Source organism: Luteimonas rhizosphaericola (genome assembly GCF_029888045.1).
GTDB classification, from domain to species: domain Bacteria; phylum Pseudomonadota; class Gammaproteobacteria; order Xanthomonadales; family Xanthomonadaceae; genus Luteimonas; species Luteimonas rhizosphaericola.
In genome coordinates, this window is record NZ_JARXRN010000021.1 from 201803 (window position 1) to 228118 (window position 26316).

Sequence of the window (26316 nt, forward strand, 5' to 3'; positions counted from 1 at the left end):
GGCCGCAACTCCTATGGAATGCGCACGCCCGCGGTCTGCAGCAATTGCCTCACCGACGCGGTGGTCCGTCCTTTCGGCCACCCCTCCAGCCGGGCGATGACTTCACCATCCTTCAGAACGTAGAAGTTCGGCGTGGCCCACGAGTCGATGGAGCCGAAGTCGTCTCGCCGATAAGCAATCCGCACCGGTAGATCGGCGTTGCCGAGTGCCCAGCGTGAATACACCCGAAGATCGCCGGTCAGGTCCTGGGGTGCCAACAGCACGCCATGCGCCGCCACCCATTGGCTGAGCGCCCCGTCCTGACGGATCGCGGCCAACACGCGTCGACTGAAGCCGCATCCGGGATGCGCGGTCATCAGGAGTGCGAGACCCCGATCCTGCCAAGGTTCCACAACCGCCGTCTCTTCCGACGTGAACCGGATGATGCGTGGCCCCTCCGCAGCGTCCATCCGGACCACCATCGGCGGGAGGTCGTCCCCGGTTCCGAACTCCTGAGCCAGGGCGTTCGCCCGATCGAGGCGCCTGCCCCCCACCAGCGCACCATGAAAGTGGCGCACATCCTCGGTCGTGACGCGGTCCATCGATCGCAGTTGATCGAACGGGGTTTCCAGATCCGCCAGGACCTCATCCGACAGCGTATAGAAGTAGGCCGCGTAGACCGTGCCAAACATCCGCTGCATTGCGCTCTCGCTCAAGCGTGGCCCGTTCGCGACGAGGGGCTGGACGAGGGTCCGGTACGCCAGGAGCACTTGGCGCGCCCGTTCTACATCGGTCGCCACATCCGGCGCATGGGCGATCACCGCCTCGAACCGGTCGAGCGACCGGGCCGGCATGTGCTGCCCTGCGGTGGATGCCGCGCAGGAAACGGCCAGCGTCACTGCGAGCAGGATTCCCGGGATGCGGATTGCGCGCGTCGCCACGGTGCGGATCATTCCCGGTGTCCCACGACCTGCAGGAGCACGTCCGCCAGCATCGCCCCGGTGACCGGCTTGCGCAGGAACGCGTCGAAGCCGGCCTGCTCGGTGGCGGCCTCGGCCTCGCCGTCGGCGCGCGCGGTGACCGCCACCAGGGGCGCGGCGAAGCCCTGGTCGCGCATCAGCTGGGCCAGGGTCAGGCCGTCGATGCCGGGCAGGTCGAGATCGAGCAGCGCGGCATCGAAGGACCGGGTGGCGATCTCCGAGAGCGCGGCCAGGCCGTGCGCCACCCGCGACACGCGATGTCCCTGGCCTTCCAGCAGGCCGGTGATCACCTGGGCGATGGTGGCGTCGTCCTCGACCAGCAGCAGCGACAGTTCGCGCGCCAGGTCCGGGGCTGCGGACGCGTCCTCCGCGTCCGCGCCGGCGGGCGCGCCGGTGGCCTGCAGCGGCAGCTCCACCAGGAAGCTGGTGCCGCTGCCGGGCGTGCTGTCGATGTCGATGCGTCCGCCCATCGCCGCGGCCAGTTCCTGCGAGATCGCCAGGCCCAGCCCGCTGCCGCCGTAGCGCGCCGTGGTGCGCGCACCCTCGGCCTGTTCGAAGCGGCGGAACAGGCGCTGCTTCTGTTCGTCGTTGAGGCCGGGGCCGGTGTCGCGCACGGTCAGGCACACGCCCGCGGGACGCCGCGCCTGCGCGGTCAGGGTTACGCTGCCGCGCTCGGTGAACTTCACCGCGTTGCCGAGCAGGTTGAGCAGGATCTGGCGCACGCGCCCGGCATCGCCCAGCACCCAGCGCGGGACGTCGTCGTCGATCGTGCCGTGGAGCGCGAGCCCGCGCTGCTGCGCCAGCGGCGCGTTGAAGGCGACGGTGTCCCGGATCAGCGCGTGCAGGTCGAACGGCTGCAGGTCGAGCTCGAGCCGGTCGGCCTCGATCCGGGCCAGGTCGAGGGCGTCATTGACCAGGCGCAGCAGGTGCTCGCCGGCGCGGCGGATCGATTCCACATGCCCGCGCTGGCGCGCATCGAGATCGGTGCTGGCGAGCAGCTCGCTCATGCCCAGCACGCCGGTCATGGGCGTGCGCACCTCGTGGCCCAGGGTGGCCAGGAACCGCGTCTTCGCCAGCGAGGCCTGCTCGGCAAGGTCGCGCTTCTGCTCGGCCAGCAACCAGGCGTGCCGGCGCTTGAGCCGCGCGCGGTATTGCGCGGCCAGCAGCGCGAGCAGCAGCAGCGCGCCCACGATCCAGCCCACCTTCGCCCAGGGGGTGCGCCACCACGGCTCCTGCATCCGGAAGCGCAGCGTGAGCGACGGCGTCCAGTCGTCGTCGGCGGTCCTGGCCTGCACGTCCAGCACGTAGGCGCCGTGGCGCAGGCTCGGGAAGATGCGCTCGCCGGCCGCGTCCACCTCGACCCAGTCCGGATCGTAATCGGCCAGCCGGAACCGGTAGCGGTGCGCATGCGCGTCGGTGAACGAGAGCAGGCGCGCGGCCACGCGCAGGTCACGGTCGTCGTGCCGCAGCACGTTGGCGTCGGTGGTCGACAGCTCCACCCGCTCCTCGCCGCGGCGCACGCTGACCGATTCGATCGCCAGGGTCGGCGCGCGTTCGCCCACGCCCACCTGCACGTGGCGGGGATGGAACAGCAGCAGTCCGTCGGCCGTGCCGGCGCCAATGTAGCCGCGCGCGGAAGGCTGGAACTGGAAGTCGCTGAACTGCTGGCTGGGCAGGCCGTCGAGCACGCTGTACAGGCGCAGCCGGTCGCGCTGGGGGTCGTAGCGCACCAACCCACGCGGCGTGGTCATCCACACCACGCCGGTCTCGTCGGGAATCAGCGCGCCGGGCGCCACCGCAGGCAGCCCCTGTCGCGCGTCGACCGTACGCTCGGCCACCAGTTCCACGCCGGTCCAGCGGTAGGACATCAGCACGCCGTTGCCAGCCACCCAGACCGTGTCGTCGGGCGCGAAGCCGAACGCGAACACCTGCCAGTCGGGGCCGCCCGGCACCGGCTGGAAACGGCGCTCGCCGGCGTTCCACATCAGCAGGCCGCCGCTGGTCGCCAGCCAGAGCGCGCCGTCGGGCCCGTGCGACATCTGCTGCAGCGCATTGTTGATCGGGAAGCCTTCGGGGCCGCCGGCCCGCACCACCCGGCGCAGGCGACCGTCGGGCGCGCGCAGCTGCAGCACGTCGGTGGAGCCCAGCCAGACCGACCCATCCGGTTCTTCGGCCAGTTCGGTGACCGTCAGCGCGGTGGTGGGATCGACGGCATCCCCGTGCCGCCAGCGCCGGATCTCGCCGGTCGCGGGCACGTAGCGGGTGAGCGAGGCCGGGCAGCCGATCCAGACGCTGCGGTCGCGCATCTCCCGCACCACGTACGGCAGCAGATCGCCGCACACGCCCGACAGCCGGTGCTCGACCCGGGCGCTCTCGGGGTCGAGCCAGTCGAGTACGCCGCCGGTGCCCACCAGCCACAGGCCCCCATCCAGGGCCGGCGAGGCGCTGTAGACGAACGCGTTGCCGGGCGATGCGGGATCGTCGAGGTCGCGCCTCAGCACGGTGAAGTTGCGCCAGTTGGCCGGCAGGTGCCACAGGCCGGTCTCCGAACTGGCGAACCACAGACCGCCCTCGCGGTCCTCCAGCGCCGCCGACCACGATGGCCGCACCAGCCCACGGCTGGTATTGCTGTACAGCGGCACGTCCTGGACCACACCATCGCGCTCGATCGCCAGGCCGCTGCGTGTATCGAGCCAGTGCGCGCCCTGGCGGTCCTGCACCAGCATGGCCAGCGCAGGCTGGCCCTGGACCGGATCCCGCCAGGGCGCAGGGTCGATGCGGCCGGTGGCGGCGCGATGGACGTAGGCCGCGCCGGAGGTCGCGATCCACAGGTCGCCGGCGTCGTCGAACACCAGGCCATTGACCGCGGGGCTCGGACGCACGTCCTGCAGCATCCGCTCGAAACCGTCGCCGTCCCAGCGCGCCACGCCCTGGAAGGTGCCGACCCACAGGCGGCCGTCGCCATCGACCCGCAGCCAGGTGACCGCGGGCGACGGCAGGCTGCGCGGATCGGCGTCGTCGGGCGCGAAGCGGGTGACGGTGCCGGCCTCGTCGAGCCGGTGCAGGCCGCCGTCGGAGGTACCGAACCAGATCGCGCCGTCGCGCGTCTGCGCCAGCGACCAGACGTCGTTGCTGGCGATCTGCGGATGCGAGGCCCGGTCGTAGTGGGTGAACCCGCGCCGCTGTGCGTCGAGCATCGACAGGCCCGCGTTCTGGGTGCCGACCCAGACCCGGTCGCGGTCGTCCACGAACACGGTCCAGACGTGGTTGTCGCGCAGTCCGTCGCCGACCCGCCAGACGCGAAAGCCCACGCCGTCGTAGCGCGCCAGGCCGTCGCGGGTCGCGATCCACAGGTAGCCCTGGCGGTCCTCGGCCAGCGCGTTGATGCGGTTGGACGGCAGCCCGTCGTAGACGCTGAGCTGGCGCGGCATCGGCAGCTGCGGCGCGGCGAGCGTCGTGACGGCGCCCGCGCCTGCCGCGGGCGCTCGCGCGTGCACCGCCAACGCCGCGAGCAGGCACCACGCCCATGCTGTCCAGACGATCGCCCGCACCCGGCCTCCCCGGTTCCGTCGTGCCCCTGTCCCTGGCGTCCCCGGCACGTGCCCGGGCATCCTCGCAACGCAACGTTGCCGGCGCAAGCCCGGCCCGCCTGCGCCATGCAGCCTAGAATGCGACGCTGATGGACCCGTCCGCCACGGCCACGCCCATGCCCCGCCCGTGCCCCCTGCCGTCCATGCTGCCGTGGCTGCTGCTCGCGCTGTCCGCGCTGTCCACGCCCGCTCGCGCCGAGCCCGATACCTATGCGATCGATCCAGTCCACACCCGGGTGCTGGTCGCGGTCGACCACGCCGGGTTCTCCACCGCGCTGGGCACGCTCTCGGGCGCGCAGGGCACGCTGTGGTTCGATCCGGACGCCGACGACTGGCGCGGCGCCCGGGTGGAGGTCGACCTTCCGCTCGAGTGCCTGGACTTCGGCGACGAGGCCTGGAACCGCGCCACGCTCGCGCGCGGACTGCTCGATGCCGAGGCGCATCCGGTGGCGCGGTTCGTCTCGACCCGGGTGGAACCGCTCGACGCGCAGCGCGCGCGCATCTTCGGCCAGCTCCGCCTGCGCGGCGTCGAGCGCGAGGTGGCGATGGAGGTGCGGCTGAACGCGGCCAGGCGCCATCCGCTGCCGCCGTTCCGGCGCACGGTCGGCTTTTCGGCGACCGCGATCCTGAGCCGCGCCGATTTCGGCATCGACGCCTGGCAGTCGATGATCGGCGACGCGGTGGAACTGCGGATCGAGGCCGAGGCGACGCGGACGCGCAACGTCGCGCGCGCCGACGCCGATGCCGACGCCAACGCCGATTCCGAACCCGGTGCCGACGCGGCGTCCGACGACGCCACCAGTGGCGCGGATGCGCCCACCGACCTGTTCGACGCCGCCGACGCCGCCGCGCGCGAGGCCGCGGAGAACCCCGACCCGCCGGCCGACGCGTCACCGCCACCGGCCCCGCCCCGCCCCTCCGATCCGGAGCCCGTGCCGTGAGCCTGAAAAACACCCGCGACCGCTGGGGCGCCGTCAGCCAGTCCTTCCACTGGCTGATCGTGCTGCTGATCCTGGGCCTGGCGATCGTCGGCCTGACCATGGACGAACTGCCGCGCACGCCGAAGTATTTCTGGGTCTACACCGCGCACAAGTCGATGGGGGTCACGGTGCTCGCGCTGATGCTGCTGCGCCTGGCCTGGCGGCTGTACGCGGGCGCGCCGGCACCGGTGCCCGGCACGCCGCGCTGGCAGGCGGCGATCGCCTCGGGCACGCACTGGGCGCTGTACGCGCTGGCGCTGGCGATGCCGCTGTCGGGCTGGCTGTACGACTCGGCCAGCGGGCTGCGCCCGTTCCGCTATTTCGGCCTGTTCGACGTGCCCAAGCTCACCGGCCCGGATGAACGGCTGGCCGACCGCGCGCACGACGCGCACGAACTCCTGTTCCTGGTGCTGGTCGCACTGGTGGCGCTGCACGCCGGCGCCGCCCTGTACCACCACCTGTTCCGCCGCGACGACACCCTCGCGCGCATGCTGCCCGCGCGCCGTGCGCGTTCCCTCCCCCGCCAGGATCCCGACCATGTCGCCTAAGCTGACCTCCCCCGCCGCCGTCGCCGCCATGCTGGTGGCGGTGATGGGTGCGCCCACCGCCGCCACCGCCGCCGACTACGTGCAGGCGCCGGGCTCATCGCTGGTGTTCGCCACCAAGTACGACGGCGAGGTGTTCACCGGCCGCTTCGGCGATTTCGCCACCCGGCTCAGCTTCGATCCCGAGGACCTCGACGCCGCGCGCCTGGACGTGACCATCCAGCTGGCCGGCACCGCCACCGGCAACGCCGACCGCGACTCGACCCTGTCGGGCAGCGACTTCTTCGACGTGGCGAAGTTCGCCCAGGCGCGCTACGTGGCCGAGCGCTTCCGCGCGCTCGGCGGCGACCGCTACGCCGCCGACGGCACCCTCACCCTGCGCGGGGTGAGCAAGCCGGTCACGCTCACCTTCACCTGGACGCCGGGGTCGCCGGCGACGCTGGCCGGCCGGGCCACCGTGCAGCGGCTGGCGTTCGGCGTGGGCGGCGGCGACTGGGCCGACACCGGCACGATTCCTGACGAAGTGGCGATCAGCACCCGCGTGTTCCTGCAACCGGCGCGCTGAGCGTCGGCGCCGCGGCGCGCGCCCGGTGGCTCAGTCGCCGGCCGGCGCGTCGGGGTCCGCCGCCGGATCCGCGACAACGCCTTCCGTCCGCGGCGCGAGGTCGAAGCAGCCGCGCGCGCCGTCGTCCGCCAGCAGGCAGGCGCGCCCTTCGCCCTGGCCCGCGCCGATCTCGAGTTCGACCACGCCACCGGCGCGCATCAGCAGCAGCGCGTGCCAGGTGCCGTCGCGCACGCGCCACGGAGCGAAGGCCTCCTCGCGCGGCTGCAGCGGGCTGGCGGCGTGGCGGTCGAGCATGCGGCGCACGTTGCGCAGATCGAGCCCGGCGGGTGCGCTGGTGGCGGCGCGCAGCAGGATCACCCGCTCGACCTGCGATGCCTCCACCGCCTCGCCCACGGTCAGGCCCGCCCAGCGGCCCGGGTCGCGCCCCGGCTTGGCCAGGTTCACGTCATTCGCGATCACCTCGTCCGCCATGGCGCCTCCCGCCAGCATCATCCAGGCCGCCAGCGCCGCCATCCTCATCGCGACTGCGCCTGCAGCGCGACCGGATCGAATGGCCAGTCCAGTTCCCTCCCGGTGTCGACCCACCGCAGCACCGGCACCCGCGCCCCGTAGCGCGCCTCCAGCGCCGGGTCGCCGTCGATGAACACGCTCTCGGGCTCGGGCATCCGCGCCCGTGCGAGCAGGTCGATGGCCTGGTCGCACAGGTGGCAGTCGTCGCGCTGGTAGAGAATCGTGCGGGCCATCGGCGGTCCGGGATCGGGGCGCAGGCACGATAACCGCTGGCGGCCAGCACGCGGCGCGTCACGTCGGTTTCGGGCGCAACCAATACAATAGCCGCACTTCGTCTCTCGTCACGCCCCGCCCGCGGGCGCACCGCATGGCCGTCAGCACCTTCGACCTCTACAAGATCGGGATCGGACCCAGCTCGTCGCATACCGTCGGCCCGATGCGCGCGGCCGCGCGATTCGTCGAGCGCTGGCTGGACGCGCCCGGCCGCCTGGCCGACGTGGCGCGCATCCGCGCCGAGGTGTTCGGCTCGCTCGCGCTCACCGGCCGCGGGCACGGCACCGACAAGGCGCTGCTGATGGGCCTGGAGGGCCACTACCCGAACGCCATCGACCCGGACATCATCCCGCCCGCGCTCGAACGCATCCGCTCGGAGCGGCGCATCCGCCTGCAGGGCACGCACGCGATCGCGTTCGACGAGAAGCGCGACCTGGTGATGAACAAGCGCCAGAAGCTGCCGCACCACACCAACGGCATGCGCTTCACCGCATTCGATCGCGACGGCCAGGAGATCGCCAGCCGCGACTACTACTCCGTCGGCGGCGGCTTCGTGGTCAACGCCGACGAGGCCGCGGAGGACCGCATCGTCGCCGACACCACGCCGGTGCCGCATCCGTTCGCCAGCGGCGACGAACTGCTGCGGCGCGCGCGCGAGGCCGGCATCTCGATCGCGCAGCTGATGCTGGAGAACGAGACCAGCTGGCGCAGCGAGCAGGCCATCTTCTCCGGCCTGCGCGAGCTGTGGGACGCGATGCAGGCCTGCGTGGCCCGCGGCATCCGCGAGGAAGGCACCCTGCCCGGCGGCCTGCACGTCTCGCGCCGCGCGCCCTCGCTGTACAAGGAACTGAGCACGCGCCCGGAGGCGGCGATGCGCGATCCGCTCACCGTGCTCGACTGGGTGAACCTGTACGCACTGGCGGTGAACGAGGAGAACGCGGCCGGCGGACGCGTGGTCACCGCGCCCACCAACGGCGCCGCCGGCATCCTGCCCGCGGTACTGCACTACTACGATCGCTTCTGCCCGGGTGCGAGCGAGCGCGGGGTGTTCGACTTCCTGCTCACCGCCGCCGCGGTCGGCATCCTCTACAAGGAGAACGCGTCGATCAGCGGCGCCGAGGTCGGCTGCCAGGGCGAAGTGGGCGTGGCGTGTTCGATGGCCGCCGCCGGCCTGACCGCCGCGCTGGGCGGTACGCCCAGCCAGGTCGAGAACGCCGCCGAGATCGGCATGGAACACAACCTCGGCCTGACCTGCGACCCGATCGGCGGGCTGGTGCAGATTCCCTGCATCGAGCGCAACGCGATGGGCGCGGTGAAGGCGATCAACGCCAGCCGCATGGCGCTGCGCGGCGACGGCAAGCACAAGGTGTCGCTGGACAAGGTCATCAAGACGATGCGCGACACCGGCCGCGACATGCAGGACAAGTACAAGGAAACCTCGCGCGGCGGCCTGGCGGTGAACGTCATCGAGTGCTGAGCGCACGACGCATCACCATGCCGGCGGCGTCCGCGCGCCCCGGTTCGTGACGACTCGCGGTCGACGATCCGCGCCAGCGTCGACCGCCGGAACGTTAGGTCCGTCCCCAGACGCATCCACCACGCTCGGCGGTTGCACCAGTCCATCCTGCCCTGACGCTGGCGCACGCACGTCGTCTTGTTGGCGGGCGCCGCGACATCTGCCGACACGTGCGGCGCGACGCTCGAGCCACCCGGCCAGCCCGTCGCCGCCTTCCCGTCGCCACGCCGGGACACGCGGCGGACATCGATCGATCGCGAATGATGCGGCCGGTCATCGGTGTCATGGTCATTGTGATTCGACCCTGCAAATCCGGCAGGAATGCGTTGACATCGCCGGTGGCGAGGCGTCCTTTGGGGCCCGCGCCGGCGCACTGCGACCGCGCCACGACGCGCCCCACCGCGCCAACCCCCGGCCCAGGCGCCGGCCGTTACTTCACGACCGCACAGGATCGCAGGTTCCCACGCAGCCACAGTTGAACAACGCAGACCGGACGGGTCGACGCACGTCGCCCGCCATCGTCCAACACACGGAGGAGTGAAGTCCATGCATCGCAGGATTGCCGTTGCCGCCTTGCTGCTGTCGTCCACGTTCGCGCCGGCCACCCCCGCACTGGCGCAAAGCGCCACCTGCGCGGGCGTACCGGCGTGGAACGCGTCGACCGTCTACAACCCGGGCGACCGCCTGGTGTACGCCAACCGCCTGTACCAGGCGAACGTGCCGATCTGGAACGCGCCGCCGACGCATTGCCCGTCGTGCGGCTGGTACACCGACCTGGGCGCCTGCGGGACCGGCACCAACCAGCCACCGAGCGTGTCGTTGACCGCGCCCGCGAACGGCGCCAGCTTCAACGCCGGCGCCGCGATCAGCCTCGCGGCGAACGCTTCCGATGCCGACGGCACCATCCAGCGCGTGCAGTTCTTCGCGGGTTCGACCTCGCTGGGCACCGACACCACGGCGCCCTATACCGCCACCTGGAACAACGCGCCGGTCGGTACCCACGCGCTGACCGCGGTGGCCACCGACAACGCCAACGCCACGCGGACCTCCGCGACGGTGTCGGTCACCGTCCGGCAGAACGCCGACGTCACCGCGCCGTCGGTCCCGACCGGCCTGGCGGCACCCACGCGCGGACCGCGCAGCATCCAGCTGGCATGGGCCGCGTCGACCGACAACCCCGGCGGCAGCGGCCTCGCCGGCTACGACGTGTATCGCAACGGCACCCTGGTGGGCTCACCGACCGGCAACGGATTCACCGATACCGCGCTGGTGCCCAATACGCAGTACCGCTACCGCGTGCGTGCGCGCGACAACGCCGGCAACGCCTCCGCGCAATCGGCCGAGTTCACCACCAGCACCACCGCCGACACCGGCGGCGGCGGGGGCGACAACGTCGTCGGCTACTTCGTGCAGTGGGGCATCTACGGCCGTGGCTACCGGGTGAAGAACATCGAAACCAGCGGTTCGGCCGCGAAGCTGACCCACATCAACTACGCCTTCGGCAACGTCCGCAACAACCGCTGCGAAGTCGGCGTGACCCAGCCGGCCGATCCCAACACCGGCGCGGGCGGCGACGCGTTCGCCGACTACACCAAGGCGTTCTCCGCGGCCGAGAGCGTCAGCGGCGCGGCCGACACCTGGGACCAGCCGCTGCGCGGCAACTGGAACCAGCTCAGGCAGCTCAAGGCGCGCCACCCCGGATTGAAGGTGCTGATCTCGCTCGGCGGCTGGACCTGGTCGCGCGGCTTCTCCGACGCGGCGCGGCCGGAGAACCGGCAGGCGTTCGTCGCCTCGTGCATCGATGCGTACATCCGCGGCAACCTCCCGGTCACCGACGGCGCCGGCGGCGCGGGCGCGGCGGCCGGCGTGTTCGACGGCATCGACATCGACTGGGAGTATCCGGTCGCCTGCGGGCTGGCGTGCGGGCGCCCCGAGGACAACGCCAACTTCACCGCGCTGCTGGCCGAGTTCCGCCGCCAGCTCGACGCGGTGCGGCCGGGGCTGCTGCTCACGGTCGCGGTCGGCGCGGGCATCGACAAGATCCGCGTCACCGAGCCCGGCCGGTACCACCAGTACCTGGACTTCATCAACGTGATGACCTACGACTTCCACGGCGCGTGGGATCCGCGGACCAACCATCACAGCGCGCTGTTCGCCTCGCCCAACGACCCGTCCACCGGGGACCAGGCGTTCTACAACAGCGACGACGCCATCCAGGCCTTCCTCGATCGCGGCGTGCCGGCGTCGAAGCTGCACCTGGGCATCGGCTTCTACGGCCGCGGCTGGACCGGCGTGGCGAGCGCCGGCAATGGCCTGTACCAGGCCGGTTCCGCGGCGCCGGGCACCTACGAATCCGGGATCGAGGACTTCAAGGTGCTCAAGAACCGCGCCGGCACGATCCGCACCGACGCGGCCGCGCGCGCCACCTGGAAGTACGACGGCAACACCTTCTGGAGCTACGACACGCCGGAGATGGTCAACGAGAAGATGCAGTACGTGAAGGCACGGGGCCTTGGCGGGGCGTTCTTCTGGGAATTCAGCGGCGACGACGCCAGCGGCACCCTGGTCGACGCGATCAGCGACGGACTCGACTGACGCCGCCACGGGGTGAGGGAGGACGACGGCCGCGCAGGCGGCCGTCGTTCCATCCGCCCGCCGGGCCGCGGGCCATTGGCGTGGCAACGTCAGGGACGCGGGAGACCGGCGTCCAGGCAGACGCCGGGACCCCGAGCCGCCCTGTCAGCGCGCGGACGCGTCGATCCGCAGCACGTCGTCCAGCAGCGCGGCGGCGGTGACCTGTGCGCCGGCGCCCGGGCCCTGGATCACCAGCGGGCGGTCGGGGTAGCGGTCGCTGAAGATCGCGGCGCGGTTCTCGGTGCCGTGGCCGCTGGCGAGGGGGTGCGACAGCGGCAGCGCGCGCAGGCCCACGCTGGCGCCGCGTTCGGCGTCGAAGCGGCCGACGAAGCACAGCCGCGCGTCGCTGCGGTAGGCGGTGACGAAGCGTTCGCGCAGCGGCTTGTCGAGGGTGTTGAGCTGCGCGTCCACCGCGTCGGGCGCGGCGTCGCGCAGCGCATCGGGCACCAGCGAGGACACGCGGATGTCGCGTGCCTCCAGCGGCAGGCCGGCCGCGCGCGCCAGGATCAGCAGCTTGCGGCGCACGTCTTCGCCGGACAGGTCCTGGCGCGGGTCGGGCTCGGCGTAGCCGGCATCGCGCGCTTCGCGCACCAGGTCGGAGAACGGGCGGGTGTCGTCGAACCGCGACAGCAGCCACGCCAGCGAACCCGACAGCACGCCTTCCACGGCGTGGATGCGGTCGCCGCCGGCGACCAGCTCGCGGATCAGGCGCAGCGCCGGCAGCCCGGCCCCGACCGTGGCCGAATCGCCGTAGCGCGCGCCCTCGCGCTGCGCGTCGACGATCGCCTGCGCGCGCGCCAGGTCGCCGCCGTTGCCGAGCTTGTTGGCGGTGACGACGTGGATGCCGCGCTGCAGCCACTCGGCGTGCCAGTCGGCCACCGTGTCGCTGGCGGTGGCGTCGATGACGATGTCGCCGCGCGCGAGCGCCTCGCCCTCGGCCCAGGGCGGCACCGCACCGGACTGGCGCGGCGCCGCATGCGCGCGTGCGATGGCCTCGTCGAGCGAGCCATCGTTGGCGACCTGGGCGCGCGAGTTGCTCAGCCAGGCGAACGGCGGCAGCGGCACGCCCCGCTCGACCAGCTGCCGGTAGCGGGCGACCACCGCGCTGCCGACCACGCCGGTGCCCAGCAGGGCGATGCGTCCGCCGCGCGCGCCGCCGGTCGCGCTGCGGATCCGGGTCACCGAGCTCATGCGTCCACCCGCTTCAGGTCCGCGCCGGCGGCCTCGATCACGCGCAATGTGCGTTCGAGCGCCGCGGCCAGGTCGGCCTGCAGGTCCGCCTGCGCCTCGATGCCGACCGACAGCCGCAGCAGCCCGTCCGGAATGCCCGCCGCCGCCCGCGCCTCCGGCGTCATCGCCGCGTGGGTCATCGAGGCCGGGTGCGCCACCAGGCTCTCCACCCCGCCCAGCGACTCGGCCAGGGTGAAGTCCTGCAGCCCGTCGAGGAATGCGCGCACGGCCTCCACGCCGCCCTCGAGCTCCAGCGACAGCATCGCGCCGAAGCCCGATTGCTGGCGCGCGGCCAGGGCATGGCCCGGATGCGAGGCCAGGCCCGGGTAGTGCACCTTCGCCACCGCCGGATGCGCCTCGAGCTGCTGCGCGATCGCCTGCGCGTTTTCCTGGTGCACGCGCAGGCGCGCATCCAGCGTGCGCAGGCCGCGCAGGGTGAGGAAGGCGTCGAACGGCGCGCCGGTGATCCCCAGCGCGTTCGCCCACCACGCCAGGCGCTCGTGCAGTTCGGGCGTCGCCGCCACCACCGCGCCGCCGACCACGTCGCTGTGGCCGTTGATGTACTTGGTGGTCGAGTGCACCACCACGTCGGCGCCGAACGCGATCGGCGTCTGCAGCGCGGGCGAGAGGAAGGTGTTGTCGACCACGGTGAGCGCGCCGGCACGGTGCGCGGCCTCGATCACGAAGCGCAGGTCGGTCACCCGCAGCAGGGGGTTCGAGGGGGTTTCGATCAGCACCAGCTTCGGCGACTGCGCGAGCGCGTCGGCCAGCGAACGCGGATCGGTCAGGTCGGCGGTGACCAGGTTGAAGTGGCCCTTGGCGGCGAGCGCGTTGAACAGGCGCCAGCTGCCGCCGTAGGCATCGTGCGGCACCACCAGGGTGTCGCCGGTCTCCAGCAGCGCGTTGAGCACCAGGGTGATCGCGCCCATGCCGGTGGCCGTGACCACGCCGCCGGCGCCGCCCTCGAGTTCGGCCAGCGCCTCGCCGAGCAGGTCGCGGGTGGGATTGCCGCTGCGGGTGTAGTCGTAGGCGCGCTTGTTGCCGAAGCCGTCGAAGCTGAAGTTGCTCGACAGCACGATCGGCGGCGTGACCGCGCCGAACGCGGCGTCGCGGTCGATGCCGGCGCGCACGGCGCGGGTGGCCGGACGGCGACGGTCGCCGTCGCCGGCGGTGGCGTGGGTGGGGCTGGCGGTCATGCAGAGTCTCCGGGTTGGCGCAGCACGCCGGCGAGGATGCCGTCGATGCGATCGGTTTCTTTCAGGAAGGCGTCGTGGCCGTAGGGCGAGCGCAGCACGCGCAGCTGGCCGAGGGCGCCGAGGCCCTCGACCAGGGCCACCGAATCGGACAGCGGCACCAGGCGGTCGCCCTCGACCGCGACCACCAGCGTGGGCACGGCCACCTGGGCGGGGTCGATCCGGTGCAGGTCGATCGATTCGGACAGCCGCAGCCAGGCATTGACCGGCGTGCGCGCGACGAAGCGCGCGCCGGCGGCGTCGAGGTAGTCCTCGGCGGCCACGCGCACGCGGCCGTTGCTGACCTCGGGCGGCGCGTCGAAGCGTTCCTCGAACTCTTCCGGCGTGCGATAGCTGAGCATGGCGAACTGGCGCGCCAGCGACAGCCCCTGCACGTCGGCGCACTGCAGCTGGCCGAGCGCGACCGCCTTGCGCTGCAGCGCGCGCCAGGCGGCGGCGTAGGGATGGGCGCGGTGCGCGCCGCTGACCGCGACCAGCTGCGAGACGCGCGCGGGATGGCGGACCGCGAGCTGCAGGCCCACCAGCGCGCCGTAGGAATAGCCGACGAAGGCCCGCAGCCGCGCGATCCCGAGCACGTCCAGCAGCGCGGCGACGGCATCGGCCTGGTCGGCGGTGTCGATCGGCACGTCGACGCGGCCGTCGGCGCCGACGTAGTCGAGCCCCAGCACGCGGGTGCGGGAAGGATCGAGCGCGCGTGCGTTGCCGACCAGGTTGCCGGCCCAGCCGACCTCCGGACACGCCGCGTTCGCGGCCACGTGCCGGTGCGCGGAAATGCCGCCGGCCACCAGCACCACCGGCGCGCCGGCCGGCCCCACCAGTTCCCAGGCGATCCGCACCGTCTGCGGGCCGCCGTGGCGCAGCGTCAGCGCGGCCTCGAATTCGCCGCGACGCACCTCGGTCGCGCCGGACGCCGCGACATGCGCCGGCGCCACGACGACGGCGGCGTCGTGCGGCGGCAGGTGGCGGGCGGGCAGGTCGGCGAAGCTCATGGCGCGTTCCGGGTCGGGGACGGCCATCGAGCGCATGCGGGGATCGGAAGTGCCGGGGTCGCCGGCCAGATGCACGTCCACCAACCGCGGCGTCGCGCAACCATCTTCCGGTGGACGCTCAGGTCCCCGCAGGACTTGGCACCGCGACGGGCCCGGCCTTGCGGTCGGTCCCATCAGGTTGCCCCGGCGTCTTCGGGCCTGTCCCTCAGCCGGTCTCGATGGATGCCGGACAGCTTGCCCACAGGATCCGGGTTTGTCAATCGCTCTATGCCGATGAAGCGATATGAGCTCGCCGACGGTCTGCGCGGAGGCGTTCCGGGGATAATGGCCGCATGCGCCTTGCCCTCCCCCTCCTGGCCGCCCTGTGCCTGGCTGCCTGCGCGACGCCGCGCGTCGAATCCCCCGCCTCCGGCGCCGTCCACGGGTCCGTGGCGCCGGTGGGGACCGTCACCGTCCTGGAGCGCTACGTCACGCCCGAGAACCCGGACGACGAGCTCGATTCGCTCGCCACCTGGCCCACCGAGGACGGCGCCACCTGGCTGATCGCCACCGCCAAGAACACCCACGAACTGGTGGTGTTCGATGCCGACAGCGGCGAGCAGCTGCGCAGCATCGGCCGCCGCGGCGCCGGCCCGGGCGAGTTCCTGCGCCCCAACGGCGTGTTCGTGCACGGCGACGTGCTGTTCGTGTCCGAGCGCGACAACCGGCGCGTGCAGATGCTGCATCTGCCGGATTTCGCGCCCCTGGGCGCGTTCGGCCAGGACGTCCTGCGCAGCCCCTACGGCCTGTGGGTGCACGAGCGGGCCCCGGACGACCTGGAGGTGTTCGTCACCGACAGCTTCATGGACGGCGACCGCTTCGACGTGGTGCCGCCGCTGGCCACGCTCGAGCGGCGCCTGCGACGCTTCCAGGTGCGCTTCGATCCGGCGGGCCGGCCGCAGGTGGGGGCGGGCGTCGCCCTCGGCGACACCGGCGATGCGCTGGCCCTGCGCATGGTCGAATCGCTGGTCGGCGATCCGGCCTTCGACCGGCTGCTGGTCGCCGACGAGCACCGCGACCGCCGCGCGTTGCGCGAGTACACGCTGGACGGCCGGGCCACCGCCGGCGGCGTGGCTCCGGGCGTGTTCCAGGCGGAACCCGAAGGCCTGGCGCTGTGGGCCTGCACCGCGGACAGCGGCTACTGGATCGCGGCCGACCAGTTGCTGCCGCTGACGGTGTTCCGGGTGTTCGACCGGGCGACGCTCGCGCCGCGCGGCACGTTCTCGGGCCAGGTCACCGCCTGGACCGATGGCGTGGCGCTGCATGCCAGCCCCACGCCCCGCTTCCCCGCGGGCGTCCTGTTCGCGGTCCACCACGACCGCGCCGTGGCCGCGTTCGACCTCGGCGACGTCGCCCGGGCGCTGGGGCTCGACCAGGCCTGCGCGCGGTGAAGCGCGGCCGCCGGCCGCTGTTGGCGATGCTGGCGCTGCTGGCACTGCTGGCGGCCACCACGGCGCAGGCCTCGCAGGTCTACCGCTGGACCGATGCGCAGGGTCGCGCGCACTACGCCGACCGGATCGAGGGCGCCGCCGCCGCCGACGCGGACCGGATCGTGCTGCCGGCCGGACCGACGGTGGTGGCCAGGCTGCGCGTGGAGCCCGACGCACAGGGCGCACAGGCCTGGGTCGACAACCTGCTTGCCGGCCCGATCGAGGTGATGCTGCACGCCGACGGCGGCGCGGTGGCGAGCGATCCGCCGCTGCCCGCGCGCGGCACCGTGCCGGCGCTGTCCGGCGGCCTGCTGGCGCGCATCGGCCCGGGCACCCCGCGCCTGCGCGTCACCGCCGTGCCCGGCACGCCGAACGCCCGCCCGCGCGACGTCGAGTACGCCTGGCCGCTGCAGACGGCGAACGTGCGCATCCAGCAGGCCTGGGGCGGCGCCTTCAGCCATGGCGACGAGGAGAACCGGCATGCGGTCGACTTCGCCGTGCCTTCCGGCACCGCCGTGCTGGCCGCGCGCGACGGCGTGGTGATGCAGGCCGAGGCCGGGTTTCCCGAGGCGTCCCCGGGCGAGGACGAGGACGAACTGGTGGCGCGCGCCAACTTCATCCGCATCCTGCACGACGACGGCACCATGGCGCTCTACGCCCACCTGCAGACCGGCGGCGTCCTGGTGCGGCTGGGGCAGCACGTGCGCCGCGGCCAGGTGATCGGCCTGTCCGGGAACACCGGCCGCAGCACGGCGCCGCACCTGCACTTCGTGGTCCAGGCCAACCGCGGCATGCGCCTGGCGTCGGTGCCGTTCCGGATGTTCGGGCCGCAGGGCGTGCTCCGCTTCGGTGCGGCGCAGGCGGGCGGCGGCTGAAGGCCCGGCGGCAGGCGCGCCGGCCGCTATAATCCCCGCCCTCCCCGAACCGACCGCAGCGCACGTCCGTGCGCGCCTCGCCATGTCCGACGTTCCAACCGAAGCCGCCCGGCGCCGCACCTTCGCGATCATCTCGCACCCCGACGCGGGCAAGACCACCCTGACCGAGAAGCTGCTGCTGTTCGGAGGCGCGATCCAGATGGCGGGCAGCGTCAAGGGCCGCAAGGCCGCGCGCCACGCGACCTCGGACTGGATGGCGCTGGAGAAGGAGCGCGGCATCTCGGTCACGTCCTCGGTGATGCAGTTCCCCTACGAGGGCCGCATCGTCAACCTGCTCGACACCCCGGGCCACGCCGACTTCGGCGAGGACACCTATCGCGTGCTCACCGCGGTGGACAGCGCGCTGATGGTGATCGACGTGGCCAAGGGCGTGGAGGAGCGCACCATCAAGCTGATGGAGGTGTGCCGCATGCGCGCCACGCCGATCATGACCTTCATCAACAAGCTCGACCGCGAGGGCAAGGATCCGATCGACCTGCTCGACGAGGTCGAGAGCGTGCTCGGCATCCAGTGCGCGCCAGTCACCTGGCCGATCGGCATGGGCCAGCGCCTCAAGGGCGTGGTGCACCTGGTGACCGGCGAGGTGCACCTGTACGAGCCGGGCCGCAATTTCACCCGCCAGGATTCGACCATCTTCCCGTCGCTCGACGCGCCGGGGCTGGAGGCGAAGATCGGCGCCGACATGCTGGCCCAGCTGCGCGAGGAGCTCGAACTGGTGCAGGGCGCCAGCCATCCCTTCGACAAGCAGGCGTATCTGGAGGGCCGGCAGACGCCGGTGTTCTTCGGCTCGGGCGTCAACAACTTCGGCGTGCAGCCGCTGCTCGACTTCTTCGTCGCGCATGCGCCGGCGCCGCGGCCGCGCGAAACCACCACCCGCGACGTGCGGCCGGACGAAGACAGGCTCACCGGCTTCGTGTTCAAGATCCAGGCCAACATGGACCCGCAGCACCGCGACCGCGTCGCGTTCATGCGCGTGTGCTCCGGCCGATTCTCCGCGGGGATGAAGGCCTTCCACGTACGCGGCGGCAAGGAGGTCAAGCTGGCGAACGCGCTGACGTTCATGGCCAGCGACCGCGAGATCGCCGCCGAGGCCTGGCCGGGCGACGTCATCGGCATCCACAACCACGGCACCATTTCCATCGGCGACACCTTCACCGAAGGCGAGGCGCTGAGCTTCACCGGCATTCCCAACTTCGCGCCGGAACTGTTCCGGCGCGCGCGGCTGCGCGACCCGCTCAAGCTCAAGCAGCTGCAGAAGGGACTGGCGCAGCTGTCGGAGGAAGGCGCCACCCAGTTCTTCCGGCCGCTGATGAGTAACGACCTGATCCTGGGCGCGGTCGGCGTGCTGCAGTTCGACGTGGTGGCCTACCGGCTCAAGGACGAGTACGGCGTGGATGCGGCGTTCGAGCCGGTGCAGGTGGCGACCGCGCGCTGGGTGAAGTGCGAGGACGCGAAGACGCTGGAGGAGTTCCGGGACAAGCACGCCATGAACCTCGCCGTCGACGCCGCGGGCCAGCTGGTCTATCTCGCCCCGACCCGGATCAACCTGCAGCTGGCCGAGGAGCGGGCGCCGAAGGTGCGCTTCATGGCCACCCGCGAGCACGCGCACGCGGTGGCGACGGACTGACCCCACCGGTCAGCCGTACAGGCGGCGCGGGGCGGCGGCGATGCGGTAACGTATGGTCGTGAGCCGCCCCCTCTCCCGATTCGGCACGCTGCGCGCCCGCGTGCGCGCGCACCGCACGCTCGACCTGCGCGACGAACTCGCCAGTGCGCTGACCCACGGCGTGGGCGCTGCCGCGGCGCTTGCCGGAGGCGCGGTGCTGGTGACCCTGGCGGCGATCCACGGCGACGGCTGGCAGCTCACCGCGGCGATCGTGTTCGGCATCAGCCTGCTGCTGCTGTATCTGGCCTCGACCCTGTACCACGCCGTGCGCCACCCGATCGCACGCGGCCGGCTCAAGGTGTTCGACCACTGCGCGATCTACCTGCTGATCGCAGGCACGTATACCCCGTTCACCCTGGTCGGCCTGCGCGGCATCTGGGGCTGGAGCCTGTTCGCGGCGATCTGGACCCTGGCGCTGGCCGGGGTGGTGTTCAAGCTGTTCTACACCGGGCGCTTCAAGCGCCTGTCCACCCTGATCTACGTGGCGATGGGCTGGCTGGTGATCGTGGCGATCAAGCCGGTGATGGACGCGCTGGACGGCTGGACGCTGGGCTGGCTGCTGGCCGGTGGGCTGTTCTACACCCTCGGCACGTACTACTACCACCGCGAGTCCGTGCGGTATTCGCACGCGATCTGGCACCTGTTCTGCATCGCCGGCAGCCTGTGCCACTACGTCGCGGTGATGGCGCAGGTGGTGCCCTGACCGGCGGCGTCACGCCCCCTTCGCCAAGCTGAACCTTGTGCGCGCGGCTTTCGCGTGGTCACAACGCGCGGCGCGAATACTGGCGCCATGCAGCCCTCCCGCAACTTCCCGGCCTCCCGCTTCTCGCTGCGGCGGCACTGGCCGCCCTCGCGCCGGACCGGACTGTGGATCGCGCTTCCGGTGCTGGCCATCCTCATCCTGGTGCTGCTGTGGGACTGGAACTGGTTCAAGGGCCCGGTCGAGCGGCTGGTCGAAGCGCGTACCGGGCGCGAATTCGATATCGGCGGCAACCTCGACGTCGACCTGGGACGCGTCACCACCGTCACCGCCGAACAACTGCGGCTGGGCAACGTCGACTGGTCCAGGCATCGCGACATGGCCACCGCCCGGCGGCTGGCGCTGCAGGTGGAGGTCTGGCCCCTGTTCATCGGCCGGGTCCGCCTGCCGGAACTGCGGCTCGAAGCGCCCGACGTCCGGCTGGAAGCCGATCCGGACGGCGGACCGGGCAACTGGGACTTCGGGTTCGAGGACGACGGCGGCGAACCGCTGCAGCTGCGCCGCCTGTGGATCGACAGCGGCCGCCTGCGCGTGGACGACGAACGCGCCGACACCGGCGTGGACATCCGCCTCGCCAGCCGCGAATCGCGCGACGTCGACGCCGCGCCCGCGGTGATGCTCGAGGGCGACGGACGCTGGCGCGGCAGCGACTTCAGCCTCGAGGGCGTGGCCGAGTCGCCGCTCGAACTGCAGGACAGCGAGCGCCCCTACCGCCTCGACCTGCGCGCACGCGCCGGCGCGACCCGCGCGCATGCGCGCGGCAGCCTGACCGCGCCGTTCCAGCTGCGCGGGTTCAACCTGCAGTTCGCGCTGTCGGGACGCAATCTCGCCGACCTGTATCCGCTGCTCGGCGTCGCCATGCCCGATTCGCCGCCCTACTCGGTCGACGGACGCCTGACCCGCGACGGCGCCACCTGGCACTACACCGGTTTCAGCGGCAAGGTCGGACAGAGCGACCTCGCCGGCACCGCGTCGATCACCACCGGCGGCGAGCGACCGCTGTTCAAGGGCGACCTGGTGTCCGAGCGCCTCGACCTCGACGACCTGGCCGGCTTCCTGGGCGGCACGCCGGATGCGGAGGGCGACGAGCTCGATCCCGCGCTGGCCGAGCGGGCGGCGAGCCAGCGCGCGCGCGGCCGGGTGCTTCCGTCCACGCCGTACGACCTGGCCAAGCTGCGGTCGATGGATGCCGACGTGCGCCTGCGCGCGCAGCGCATCAACGCCCCGGACCTGCCGATCGACGACATGGACGCGCACCTGTTCCTGGACAACGGACTGGCGCGCCTCGAACCACTGAACTTCGGCGTCGCCGGCGGCGACATCCGCGCCACGGTCCGCATGGACGCGCGCACCGACGACATCACCACGCGGCTGAAGGCCGACGTGCGCCGGGTGGAGCTCTCGCGCCTGTTTCCGGACGTCGAGCTCACCAAGGACGCCGCCGGTCGCCTGGCGGGCAGTTTCAACCTGATCGGTGCCGGCAACTCGGTCGCGGCGATGCTGGCCACGGCCGACGGCGACGTGGCGGTGGGCATGGGCCGCGGCGAGATCAGCAACCTGCTGATCGAAGTGGCCGGCATCGACATCTACGAGGCGCTCAAGTTCCTGCTCGGAAAGGACCGCAAGGTGGCCGTGCGCTGCGCGTTCGCGGACTTCGGCGTGGAAGGCGGCGTGATGCAGTCGCGTGCCATGGCGTTCGACACCAGCGACACGATCATCGTCGGCAAGGGAGAGGTGGACCTGCGCGACGAATCGCTGGACATCGAGCTGCGCCCGCGCCCGAAGGACCGCAGCATCCTCGCGCTGCGTTCGCCGCTGCACATCGGCGGCAGCTTCGCGGATCCAAGTTTCCGCCCGGACTTCGCCCGCCTCGGCCTGCGCGGCGCGATCGCGCTCGCGCTTGGCAGCATCGCCCCGCCGGCCGCGCTGCTGGCGACGCTCGAGCTCGGCCCCGGCGAGGACAGTGAATGCGGCGGTGATTACGCCAAATGACCGGGCGAACGCAGGTCGTTATCGACCGCTGACCTTTAGCGTCAGCCGGCGATGTAGCGCTGCAGCTGCTCGAGCTCGTGCTGCTGGTCTTCGATGACCGCCGCCACCAGATCGCCGATCGAGATCATCCCCACCACCGCCCCGCCCTCCACCACCGGAAGGTGGCGGATGCGGTGAGTGGTGACCAGCTGCATGCATGCGGGGACCACGTGATCGGGCCCCACCGTGATCACGTCGGCGGTCATGATCTCGCTGACCGGGGTGTCCTTGGACGAGCGCCCCTCGAGCACCACCTTGCGTGCGTAATCGCGCTCGGACAGGATGCCCGCCAGCCGCGGTCCCTCCATCACCAGCACCGCGCCGATCCCCTTCAGCGCCATCAGGCGGATCGCGTCGATCACCGGCGCGTCCGGCGCCACCGCGAAGACCTCAGCCGCCTTGGCGCCCAGCAACTGCCGCACCGTGCGCATGGTGCTCTCCTCCAATAGCCTGCGACACCGCCGAGGATACTCCGCCGGGCGCCGGGCGCCAGTCGTCGACCAGGTACAGCGGCCGCTGCTTGGATTCCTCGTACAGCCGGCCGAGGTACTCGCCGATCATCCCGAGCGCCACCAGCTGCACGCCGCCCAGGAACAGGATCACGACCATCATCGTCGGCCAGCCGGCGACGCGGTCGCCGTACAGCAGCGCCTTGGCCACGATCAGCACGGCATACAGGAACGCCACCGTGGCCGCGCCCAGCCCGACATAGGTCGCCAGCCGCAGCGGCGCGGTCGAGAAGCTGGTGATGCCCTCCAGGGCGAAGTTCCACAGCTTCCAGAGATTGAACTTGGTGGCGCCCGCCACGCGCGCCTCGCGGCGGTAGGGCACCGCCACGCGGTTGTAGCCGATCCAGCCGAACAGCCCCTTCATGAAGCGGTGCCGCTCGCGCAGCTGCCGCAACGCGGCCAGGGCGCGCGGCGAAAGCAGGCGGAAATCGCCGGTATCGGTCGGGATCGGGGTTCGCGACAGGCGCTGGATCACGCGGTAGAACGCGTGCGCGGTCGCGCGCTTGAGCCAGCTCTCGCCGTCGCGCTCCTCGCGCATGCCGTAGACGTCGTCGAAGCCCGCCCGCCACTTCTCCACGAAGCGCGGAATGAGTTCGGGCGGATCCTGGCCGTCGGCGTCGATGAGCACCACCGCGCCATCGGCGACGTGGTCGAGCCCGGCGGTCAGGGCCGCCTCCTTGCCGAAATTGCGCGACAGCCGCAGCAGCGCGACGCGGCGGTCGCCGCTGGCCAAGCCCCGCATCACCTGCCACGTGCCGTCGGTACTGCCGTCGTCCACGTAGAGCACGCGCCCGTCGATGCCGTCGGCGCGCATCGCGTCGAGCACCGGCGCCAGCCTCGCATGCAGCAGCGGCAGGGCATCGGCTTCGTCGCGCGCGGCGACGACCACGGTCAGCAGGTCACGGGCCATCGGCGCATCGTATTCGTTTTCCCACCGCGCCGGCAGGGCCGATGCCGGGGGCGGGGTCCATCGCACGGCGTCGTCGCGGCCTCCGCGGGGCGCGGCCGGTCCGCACCCGGCGGGCGGCCACGCGGTGGCCCCGCGGCCCCGGGATCAGTCCAGGCGTTCCAGGTACGCCGGGCCGCCGATCTGGCGCATGTTGCGTTCGATCGTCCGCGTGCGCCGCTGCACGTACGGCCCCGGCTGCGCCGCGCTGTAGCGTTTCGGGCTCGGCAATACCGCGGCCAGTCGCGCACTCTGGGCATGGGTCAGCGCGGACGCGTCACGCCCGAAATAAGTGCGCGCAGCCGCCTGAGCCCCGTAAACGCCGTCGCCGAACTCGGCGACGTTGGCGTAGACCTCGAGGATCCGTCGCTTCGGCCACAGCAGTTCCACCAGCACCGTGTACCAGCTCTCCAGCCCCTTGCGCGCCCAGCGCGACGCGACGCCCGAGCCCTGCCAGAGGAACAGGTTCTTCGCCACCTGCTGGCTGATCGTGCTGCCGCCCCGCAGGCGCCCGCCGCGCGCGTTGCGTTCGCGCGCCTGCTCGATCGCCTCCAGGTCGAAGCCCGAATGGGTGGCGAAGTTCTGGTCCTCCGCGGCGATCAGCGCCACCGGCAGCGACGGCGCCATGTCGTCGAGGTCGCGCCAGGCATAGGCGACGCGGAAGTCCCCCTCGCCCGCCCGCCAGGCGTCGACCTGGCGGATCGCCATGAACGACGAGAACGGCGGGTCGACGAACCGCAGTACGGCGACCTGCGCCACCGTCAGCAGCAGCAACCACACCGGCAGCAGCAGCCAGCGTCGCCACCGACGCCGCGGCCTGCGGCCCGCTGGCGGGGCCGCGGGCGGGCCCGGCTGGACTTGCGGCTGCGTCATCACGTCCCCATGTCGATTCGCGCGCGAGGATGGCGCGCACCCCCTATTCGACCATGCGACGCGCCGCTGCGCGAACACACCCACATGCCAGTGACCGACGCCCCACCCGACAGCGACCAGCTAGACCGCTTCCTGCTTCCCGGCGCAGGCGTGCGTGGCGTGCGCGTGCACCTGCACGAGGCCTGGCATCCGATCCGCTCGGCCGACGACTACCCGGCGGCGGTCGCGGAGCTGCTGGGCGAGGCGACCGCCGCCGCGGCCCTGCTCACCGGCCATGCGAAGGTGGACGGGCGCCTGTCGGTGCAGCTGCGCGGCCAGGGCGCGCTGCGCACCCTGTTCGCCGAATGCACCGCGGCCGGCACGCTGCGCGGGATCGCGCGGCTGGCCGACGACATGCCGGTACCGGCCGGGCGCGACCTGCGCCAGCTCGGCGACAACGCCCTGCTGGCGATCACCATCGAGAATCCGGGCCTGAGTGGGCGCGAGCCGACCCGCTACCAGGGCCTTGTCCCGCTCGAGGCCGATTCGCTGGCGGGCGCGTTCGAGGATTACTTCCGCGTATCCGAACAACTGCCCACCCGCCTGCTGCTGGCCGCCGACCAGCACCGGGCCGCAGGGCTGATGCTGCAGAAGCTGCCGGGCGACGCCGGCGATGCGGACGGCTGGAACCGCGCGACCGCCCTGTTCGACACGTTGGCCGCCGACGAACTGCTGTCGCTGCCGGCGTCGCTGCTCCTGCGTCGCCTGTTCCACGAGGAAGGCGTGGAGGTGGTCGGGTCGCGGGAGCTGGGGTTCGGCTGCTCCTGCTCGCGCGAGCGCGTCGCGGGCATGGTGCAGTCGCTCGGTCCGGAAGAGGCGCGGGCGGCCGTGATCGACGGCGCGGCGCGCATCCGCTGCGAGTTCTGCGGCGCGCGCTACGACTTCGACCCCGCCGCGGTCGAGGCGCTGCTGGCGACCCCGGCCATTGACATCCCGGCGCCTGAACGTGTTCAGTAACTGTGCAGGCGGTCTATGTTCCAGGATTGTTAAATAAACATAAATGATTTAGCATCCACAGGCCCTGAGGGAGGGAACTCCGGCGATCCGCGCCGGTCCATTGCTCGCCATGCACCGCCATCTCGCACGACTGTCGACCGCCCTGCTGCTTGCCTTCGGCATCGCGGCCGGCGCGCACGCGCAAAAGCGTGCGGACCAGACGGTCCTGCCGGTGGTCGACCACACCAGCGGGCGGGTGCAGGGCTACCTCCTGCTCGAACCCACGACCGAAGGCTCCCGCGCGGGCGCGCGCTGGCGGGCGGGCGACTCTTCCCTCGACGCCACGTTCGGCCTGGAAGCCGGCGATTCGCTGGCGCTGTTGTGCAACCAGCGCAGCGGCGTGTTCAGTGCCGTCAGCAGCCTGGCCAACAACTGCCAGCTGGCGTCGCTGGGCGATCGCGACGGCAGCCGCCGGGCCAGCGCCACGGCCTCGCTCAGCCGCCCCGGCGGCGGGTTCGGCGTCAGCCTGGGACAGGGCAAGGACAGCCTGCCGACCTGGCTGACCCGCGACGGCGCGCCGCAGGGCCGCGACGTGGACCTCAACGACCTGACCGTGTTCGCGCAGAAGAACCTCGGCGACGCGGCTTACGTGACGATCGCGGGCACGGTGGCCAAGGCCACCCTGATCCCGTTCTCCGAGGCACCCTCGGACATCAACGACCGCTGGAGCAGCAAGAGCCTGGCGGTCGGCGGCGGCTACGGCGCCTTCAGCGCCAACGTGATCGGCCGCGTGATCGAAACTCCCGGCCAGCCCCGCTTCGAGGGCCTGGGCCTGGGCGTCACCTGGCGCACACCATGGAGCGGCCAGCTCACCGTCGGCGCCGAGAACGTGGTCACCCGCGGCAAGAATCCGTTCTCGCCGAACAGTGAGACCAACGACGAGGGCGCCGTGCCCTACGTCCGGTACGAGCAGGATCTGTAGATCCGCCGCGGGCTTACGGCCCGTTTCCGCCTCGCATCACACAATGCAGGCGATTTGTTAACGACACTTTAATTTCTCTCGATGGCCGGGTAGTATCGGCCGCAACCTTGCCGGACTTGGCGTCTG

The 26316-nt window shown here is 72.0% G+C and carries 21 protein-coding genes, 1 pseudogene and 1 riboswitch; of the genes and pseudogenes, 12 read left to right on the plus strand and 10 right to left on the minus strand.

Annotated elements, in window-relative coordinates; genetic code table 11:
* Positions 1-11: 11 nt before the first annotated feature.
* Positions 12-932, minus strand: coding sequence for a hypothetical protein (locus QFW80_RS07340; RefSeq protein ID WP_280600942.1), 921 nt, complete (start codon positions 930-932; stop codon positions 12-14).
* Positions 929-4510, minus strand: a complete 3582-nt coding sequence (locus tag QFW80_RS07345; RefSeq protein WP_280600944.1) for a sensor histidine kinase — start codon at positions 4508-4510, stop codon at positions 929-931. The genes QFW80_RS07340 and QFW80_RS07345 overlap by 4 nt, the downstream gene beginning before the upstream one ends.
* Before the next feature lie 182 nt (positions 4511-4692).
* Here QFW80_RS07345 and QFW80_RS07350 point away from each other — a divergent pair.
* The 3 genes and pseudogenes from QFW80_RS07350 to QFW80_RS07360 form a co-directional block, all read left to right on the plus strand.
* Positions 4693-5349 (plus strand): annotated as a pseudogene (locus QFW80_RS07350) (YceI family protein); the annotation flags it as partial.
* Positions 5350-5486: 137 nt separating this feature from the next.
* On the plus strand, positions 5487-6077 hold the full coding sequence (locus tag QFW80_RS07355) for a cytochrome b (protein WP_280600945.1): 591 nt from the start codon (positions 5487-5489) through the stop codon (positions 6075-6077).
* Complete coding sequence (locus QFW80_RS07360; protein WP_280600946.1) at positions 6067-6639, plus strand: YceI family protein; 573 nt, start codon at positions 6067-6069, stop codon at positions 6637-6639. The genes QFW80_RS07355 and QFW80_RS07360 overlap by 11 nt, the downstream gene beginning before the upstream one ends.
* A gap of 30 nt (positions 6640-6669) precedes the next feature.
* On the opposite strand, the gene QFW80_RS07365 is transcribed toward QFW80_RS07360, so the two are convergent.
* Both QFW80_RS07365 and QFW80_RS07370 read right to left on the minus strand, forming a co-directional pair.
* Complete coding sequence (locus QFW80_RS07365) at positions 6670-7158, minus strand: hypothetical protein (protein ID WP_280600947.1); 489 nt, start codon at positions 7156-7158, stop codon at positions 6670-6672.
* The gene (locus QFW80_RS07370; RefSeq protein WP_280600949.1) at positions 7155-7382 is read right to left on the minus strand and encodes a glutaredoxin family protein; all 228 of its coding nucleotides are present in this window, start codon (positions 7380-7382) and stop codon (positions 7155-7157) included. Before QFW80_RS07370 ends, QFW80_RS07365 begins: the two co-directional genes overlap by 4 nt.
* A 134-nt stretch (positions 7383-7516) precedes the next feature.
* Between QFW80_RS07370 and QFW80_RS07375 the strand changes: the two genes are divergently transcribed.
* Complete coding sequence (locus QFW80_RS07375; protein WP_280600950.1) at positions 7517-8899, plus strand: L-serine ammonia-lyase; 1383 nt, start codon at positions 7517-7519, stop codon at positions 8897-8899.
* Between the two features lie 585 nt (positions 8900-9484).
* Positions 9485-11533, plus strand: a complete 2049-nt coding sequence (locus QFW80_RS17535; protein WP_331488488.1) for a glycosyl hydrolase family 18 protein — start codon at positions 9485-9487, stop codon at positions 11531-11533.
* A gap of 144 nt (positions 11534-11677) precedes the next feature.
* Here QFW80_RS17535 and QFW80_RS07390 read toward each other — a convergent pair whose 3' ends face one another.
* Genes QFW80_RS07390 through metX form a run of 3 tightly spaced genes read right to left on the minus strand, consistent with a single transcriptional unit; the run spans position 11678 to position 15044 of the window.
* The gene (locus QFW80_RS07390) at positions 11678-12763 is read right to left on the minus strand and encodes a homoserine dehydrogenase (RefSeq protein WP_280600951.1); all 1086 of its coding nucleotides are present in this window, start codon (positions 12761-12763) and stop codon (positions 11678-11680) included.
* Positions 12760-13998, minus strand: coding sequence for an O-succinylhomoserine (thiol)-lyase (locus QFW80_RS07395; RefSeq protein ID WP_280600952.1), 1239 nt, complete (start codon positions 13996-13998; stop codon positions 12760-12762). The genes QFW80_RS07390 and QFW80_RS07395 overlap by 4 nt, the downstream gene beginning before the upstream one ends.
* Positions 13995-15044, minus strand: coding sequence for a homoserine O-succinyltransferase MetX (metX, locus tag QFW80_RS07400; RefSeq protein ID WP_280600953.1), 1050 nt, complete (start codon positions 15042-15044; stop codon positions 13995-13997). Before metX ends, QFW80_RS07395 begins: the two co-directional genes overlap by 4 nt.
* Before the next feature lie 97 nt (positions 15045-15141).
* Positions 15142-15269: riboswitch (SAM riboswitch) on the minus strand.
* A 107-nt stretch (positions 15270-15376) separates the two neighbouring features.
* Between metX and QFW80_RS07405 the strand changes: the two genes are divergently transcribed.
* The 5 genes from QFW80_RS07405 (at position 15377) to QFW80_RS07425 (ending at position 21866) form a co-directional block, all read left to right on the plus strand.
* Complete coding sequence (locus QFW80_RS07405; RefSeq protein WP_280600955.1) at positions 15377-16474, plus strand: 6-bladed beta-propeller; 1098 nt, start codon at positions 15377-15379, stop codon at positions 16472-16474.
* Positions 16471-17388, plus strand: a complete 918-nt coding sequence (locus tag QFW80_RS07410) for a peptidoglycan DD-metalloendopeptidase family protein (protein WP_280600957.1) — start codon at positions 16471-16473, stop codon at positions 17386-17388. Before QFW80_RS07405 ends, QFW80_RS07410 begins: the two co-directional genes overlap by 4 nt.
* 82 nt (positions 17389-17470) lie before the next feature.
* Positions 17471-19075 (plus strand): peptide chain release factor 3, encoded by a 1605-nt coding sequence (locus QFW80_RS07415; RefSeq protein ID WP_280600959.1) that lies wholly within the window; start codon positions 17471-17473, stop codon positions 19073-19075.
* Positions 19076-19175: 100 nt separating this feature from the next.
* Positions 19176-19817: a PAQR family membrane homeostasis protein TrhA gene (trhA, locus tag QFW80_RS07420; protein WP_280601374.1), complete on the plus strand. Its 642-nt coding sequence runs from the start codon at positions 19176-19178 to the stop codon at positions 19815-19817.
* Between the two features lie 87 nt (positions 19818-19904).
* Positions 19905-21866: an AsmA family protein gene (locus tag QFW80_RS07425; protein WP_280600961.1), complete on the plus strand. Its 1962-nt coding sequence runs from the start codon at positions 19905-19907 to the stop codon at positions 21864-21866.
* A 41-nt stretch (positions 21867-21907) separates the two neighbouring features.
* On the opposite strand, the gene QFW80_RS07430 is transcribed toward QFW80_RS07425, so the two are convergent.
* From QFW80_RS07430 to mtgA, 3 genes are all read right to left on the minus strand, one after another.
* The gene (locus tag QFW80_RS07430) at positions 21908-22336 is read right to left on the minus strand and encodes a CBS domain-containing protein (protein ID WP_280600962.1); all 429 of its coding nucleotides are present in this window, start codon (positions 22334-22336) and stop codon (positions 21908-21910) included.
* The gene (locus tag QFW80_RS07435; RefSeq protein ID WP_280600964.1) at positions 22296-23324 is read right to left on the minus strand and encodes a glycosyltransferase family 2 protein; all 1029 of its coding nucleotides are present in this window, start codon (positions 23322-23324) and stop codon (positions 22296-22298) included. The genes QFW80_RS07430 and QFW80_RS07435 overlap by 41 nt, the downstream gene beginning before the upstream one ends.
* Positions 23325-23468: 144 nt before the next feature.
* Complete coding sequence (gene mtgA / locus QFW80_RS07440; RefSeq protein ID WP_280600965.1) at positions 23469-24233, minus strand: monofunctional biosynthetic peptidoglycan transglycosylase; 765 nt, start codon at positions 24231-24233, stop codon at positions 23469-23471.
* Positions 24234-24317: 84 nt separating this feature from the next.
* Here mtgA and hslO point away from each other — a divergent pair, with 84 nt between their 5' ends.
* Positions 24318-25229: an Hsp33 family molecular chaperone HslO gene (hslO, locus tag QFW80_RS07445; protein ID WP_280600966.1), complete on the plus strand. Its 912-nt coding sequence runs from the start codon at positions 24318-24320 to the stop codon at positions 25227-25229.
* Between the two features lie 109 nt (positions 25230-25338).
* Positions 25339-26190, plus strand: a complete 852-nt coding sequence (locus tag QFW80_RS07450) for an XOO1806 family protein (protein ID WP_280600968.1) — start codon at positions 25339-25341, stop codon at positions 26188-26190.
* Positions 26191-26316 lie beyond the last annotated feature (126 nt).

Bases quoted from the DNA above. Each gene is read 5' to 3' on its own strand.
- QFW80_RS07340 (WP_280600942.1), bottom strand. From the start codon at position 932: ATGATCCGCACCGTGGCGACGCGCGCAATCCGCATCCCGGGAATCCTG.
- QFW80_RS07360 (WP_280600946.1), top strand. From the start codon at position 6,067: ATGTCGCCTAAGCTGACCTCCCCCGCCGCCGTCGCCGCCATGCTGGTG.
- QFW80_RS07365 (WP_280600947.1), bottom strand. From the start codon at position 7,158: ATGAGGATGGCGGCGCTGGCGGCCTGGATGATGCTGGCGGGAGGCGCC.
- QFW80_RS07370 (WP_280600949.1), bottom strand. From the start codon at position 7,382: ATGGCCCGCACGATTCTCTACCAGCGCGACGACTGCCACCTGTGCGAC.
- QFW80_RS07375 (WP_280600950.1), top strand. From the start codon at position 7,517: ATGGCCGTCAGCACCTTCGACCTCTACAAGATCGGGATCGGACCCAGC.
- QFW80_RS17535 (WP_331488488.1), top strand. From the start codon at position 9,485: ATGCATCGCAGGATTGCCGTTGCCGCCTTGCTGCTGTCGTCCACGTTC.
- QFW80_RS07390 (WP_280600951.1), bottom strand. From the start codon at position 12,763: ATGAGCTCGGTGACCCGGATCCGCAGCGCGACCGGCGGCGCGCGCGGC.
- QFW80_RS07395 (WP_280600952.1), bottom strand. From the start codon at position 13,998: ATGACCGCCAGCCCCACCCACGCCACCGCCGGCGACGGCGACCGTCGC.
- metX (WP_280600953.1), bottom strand. From the start codon at position 15,044: ATGAGCTTCGCCGACCTGCCCGCCCGCCACCTGCCGCCGCACGACGCC.
- QFW80_RS07405 (WP_280600955.1), top strand. From the start codon at position 15,377: ATGCGCCTTGCCCTCCCCCTCCTGGCCGCCCTGTGCCTGGCTGCCTGC.
- QFW80_RS07415 (WP_280600959.1), top strand. From the start codon at position 17,471: ATGTCCGACGTTCCAACCGAAGCCGCCCGGCGCCGCACCTTCGCGATC.
- QFW80_RS07425 (WP_280600961.1), top strand. From the start codon at position 19,905: ATGCAGCCCTCCCGCAACTTCCCGGCCTCCCGCTTCTCGCTGCGGCGG.
- QFW80_RS07430 (WP_280600962.1), bottom strand. From the start codon at position 22,336: ATGCGCACGGTGCGGCAGTTGCTGGGCGCCAAGGCGGCTGAGGTCTTC.
- QFW80_RS07435 (WP_280600964.1), bottom strand. From the start codon at position 23,324: ATGGCCCGTGACCTGCTGACCGTGGTCGTCGCCGCGCGCGACGAAGCC.
- mtgA (WP_280600965.1), bottom strand. From the start codon at position 24,233: ATGACGCAGCCGCAAGTCCAGCCGGGCCCGCCCGCGGCCCCGCCAGCG.
- hslO (WP_280600966.1), top strand. From the start codon at position 24,318: ATGCCAGTGACCGACGCCCCACCCGACAGCGACCAGCTAGACCGCTTC.
- QFW80_RS07450 (WP_280600968.1), top strand. From the start codon at position 25,339: ATGCACCGCCATCTCGCACGACTGTCGACCGCCCTGCTGCTTGCCTTC.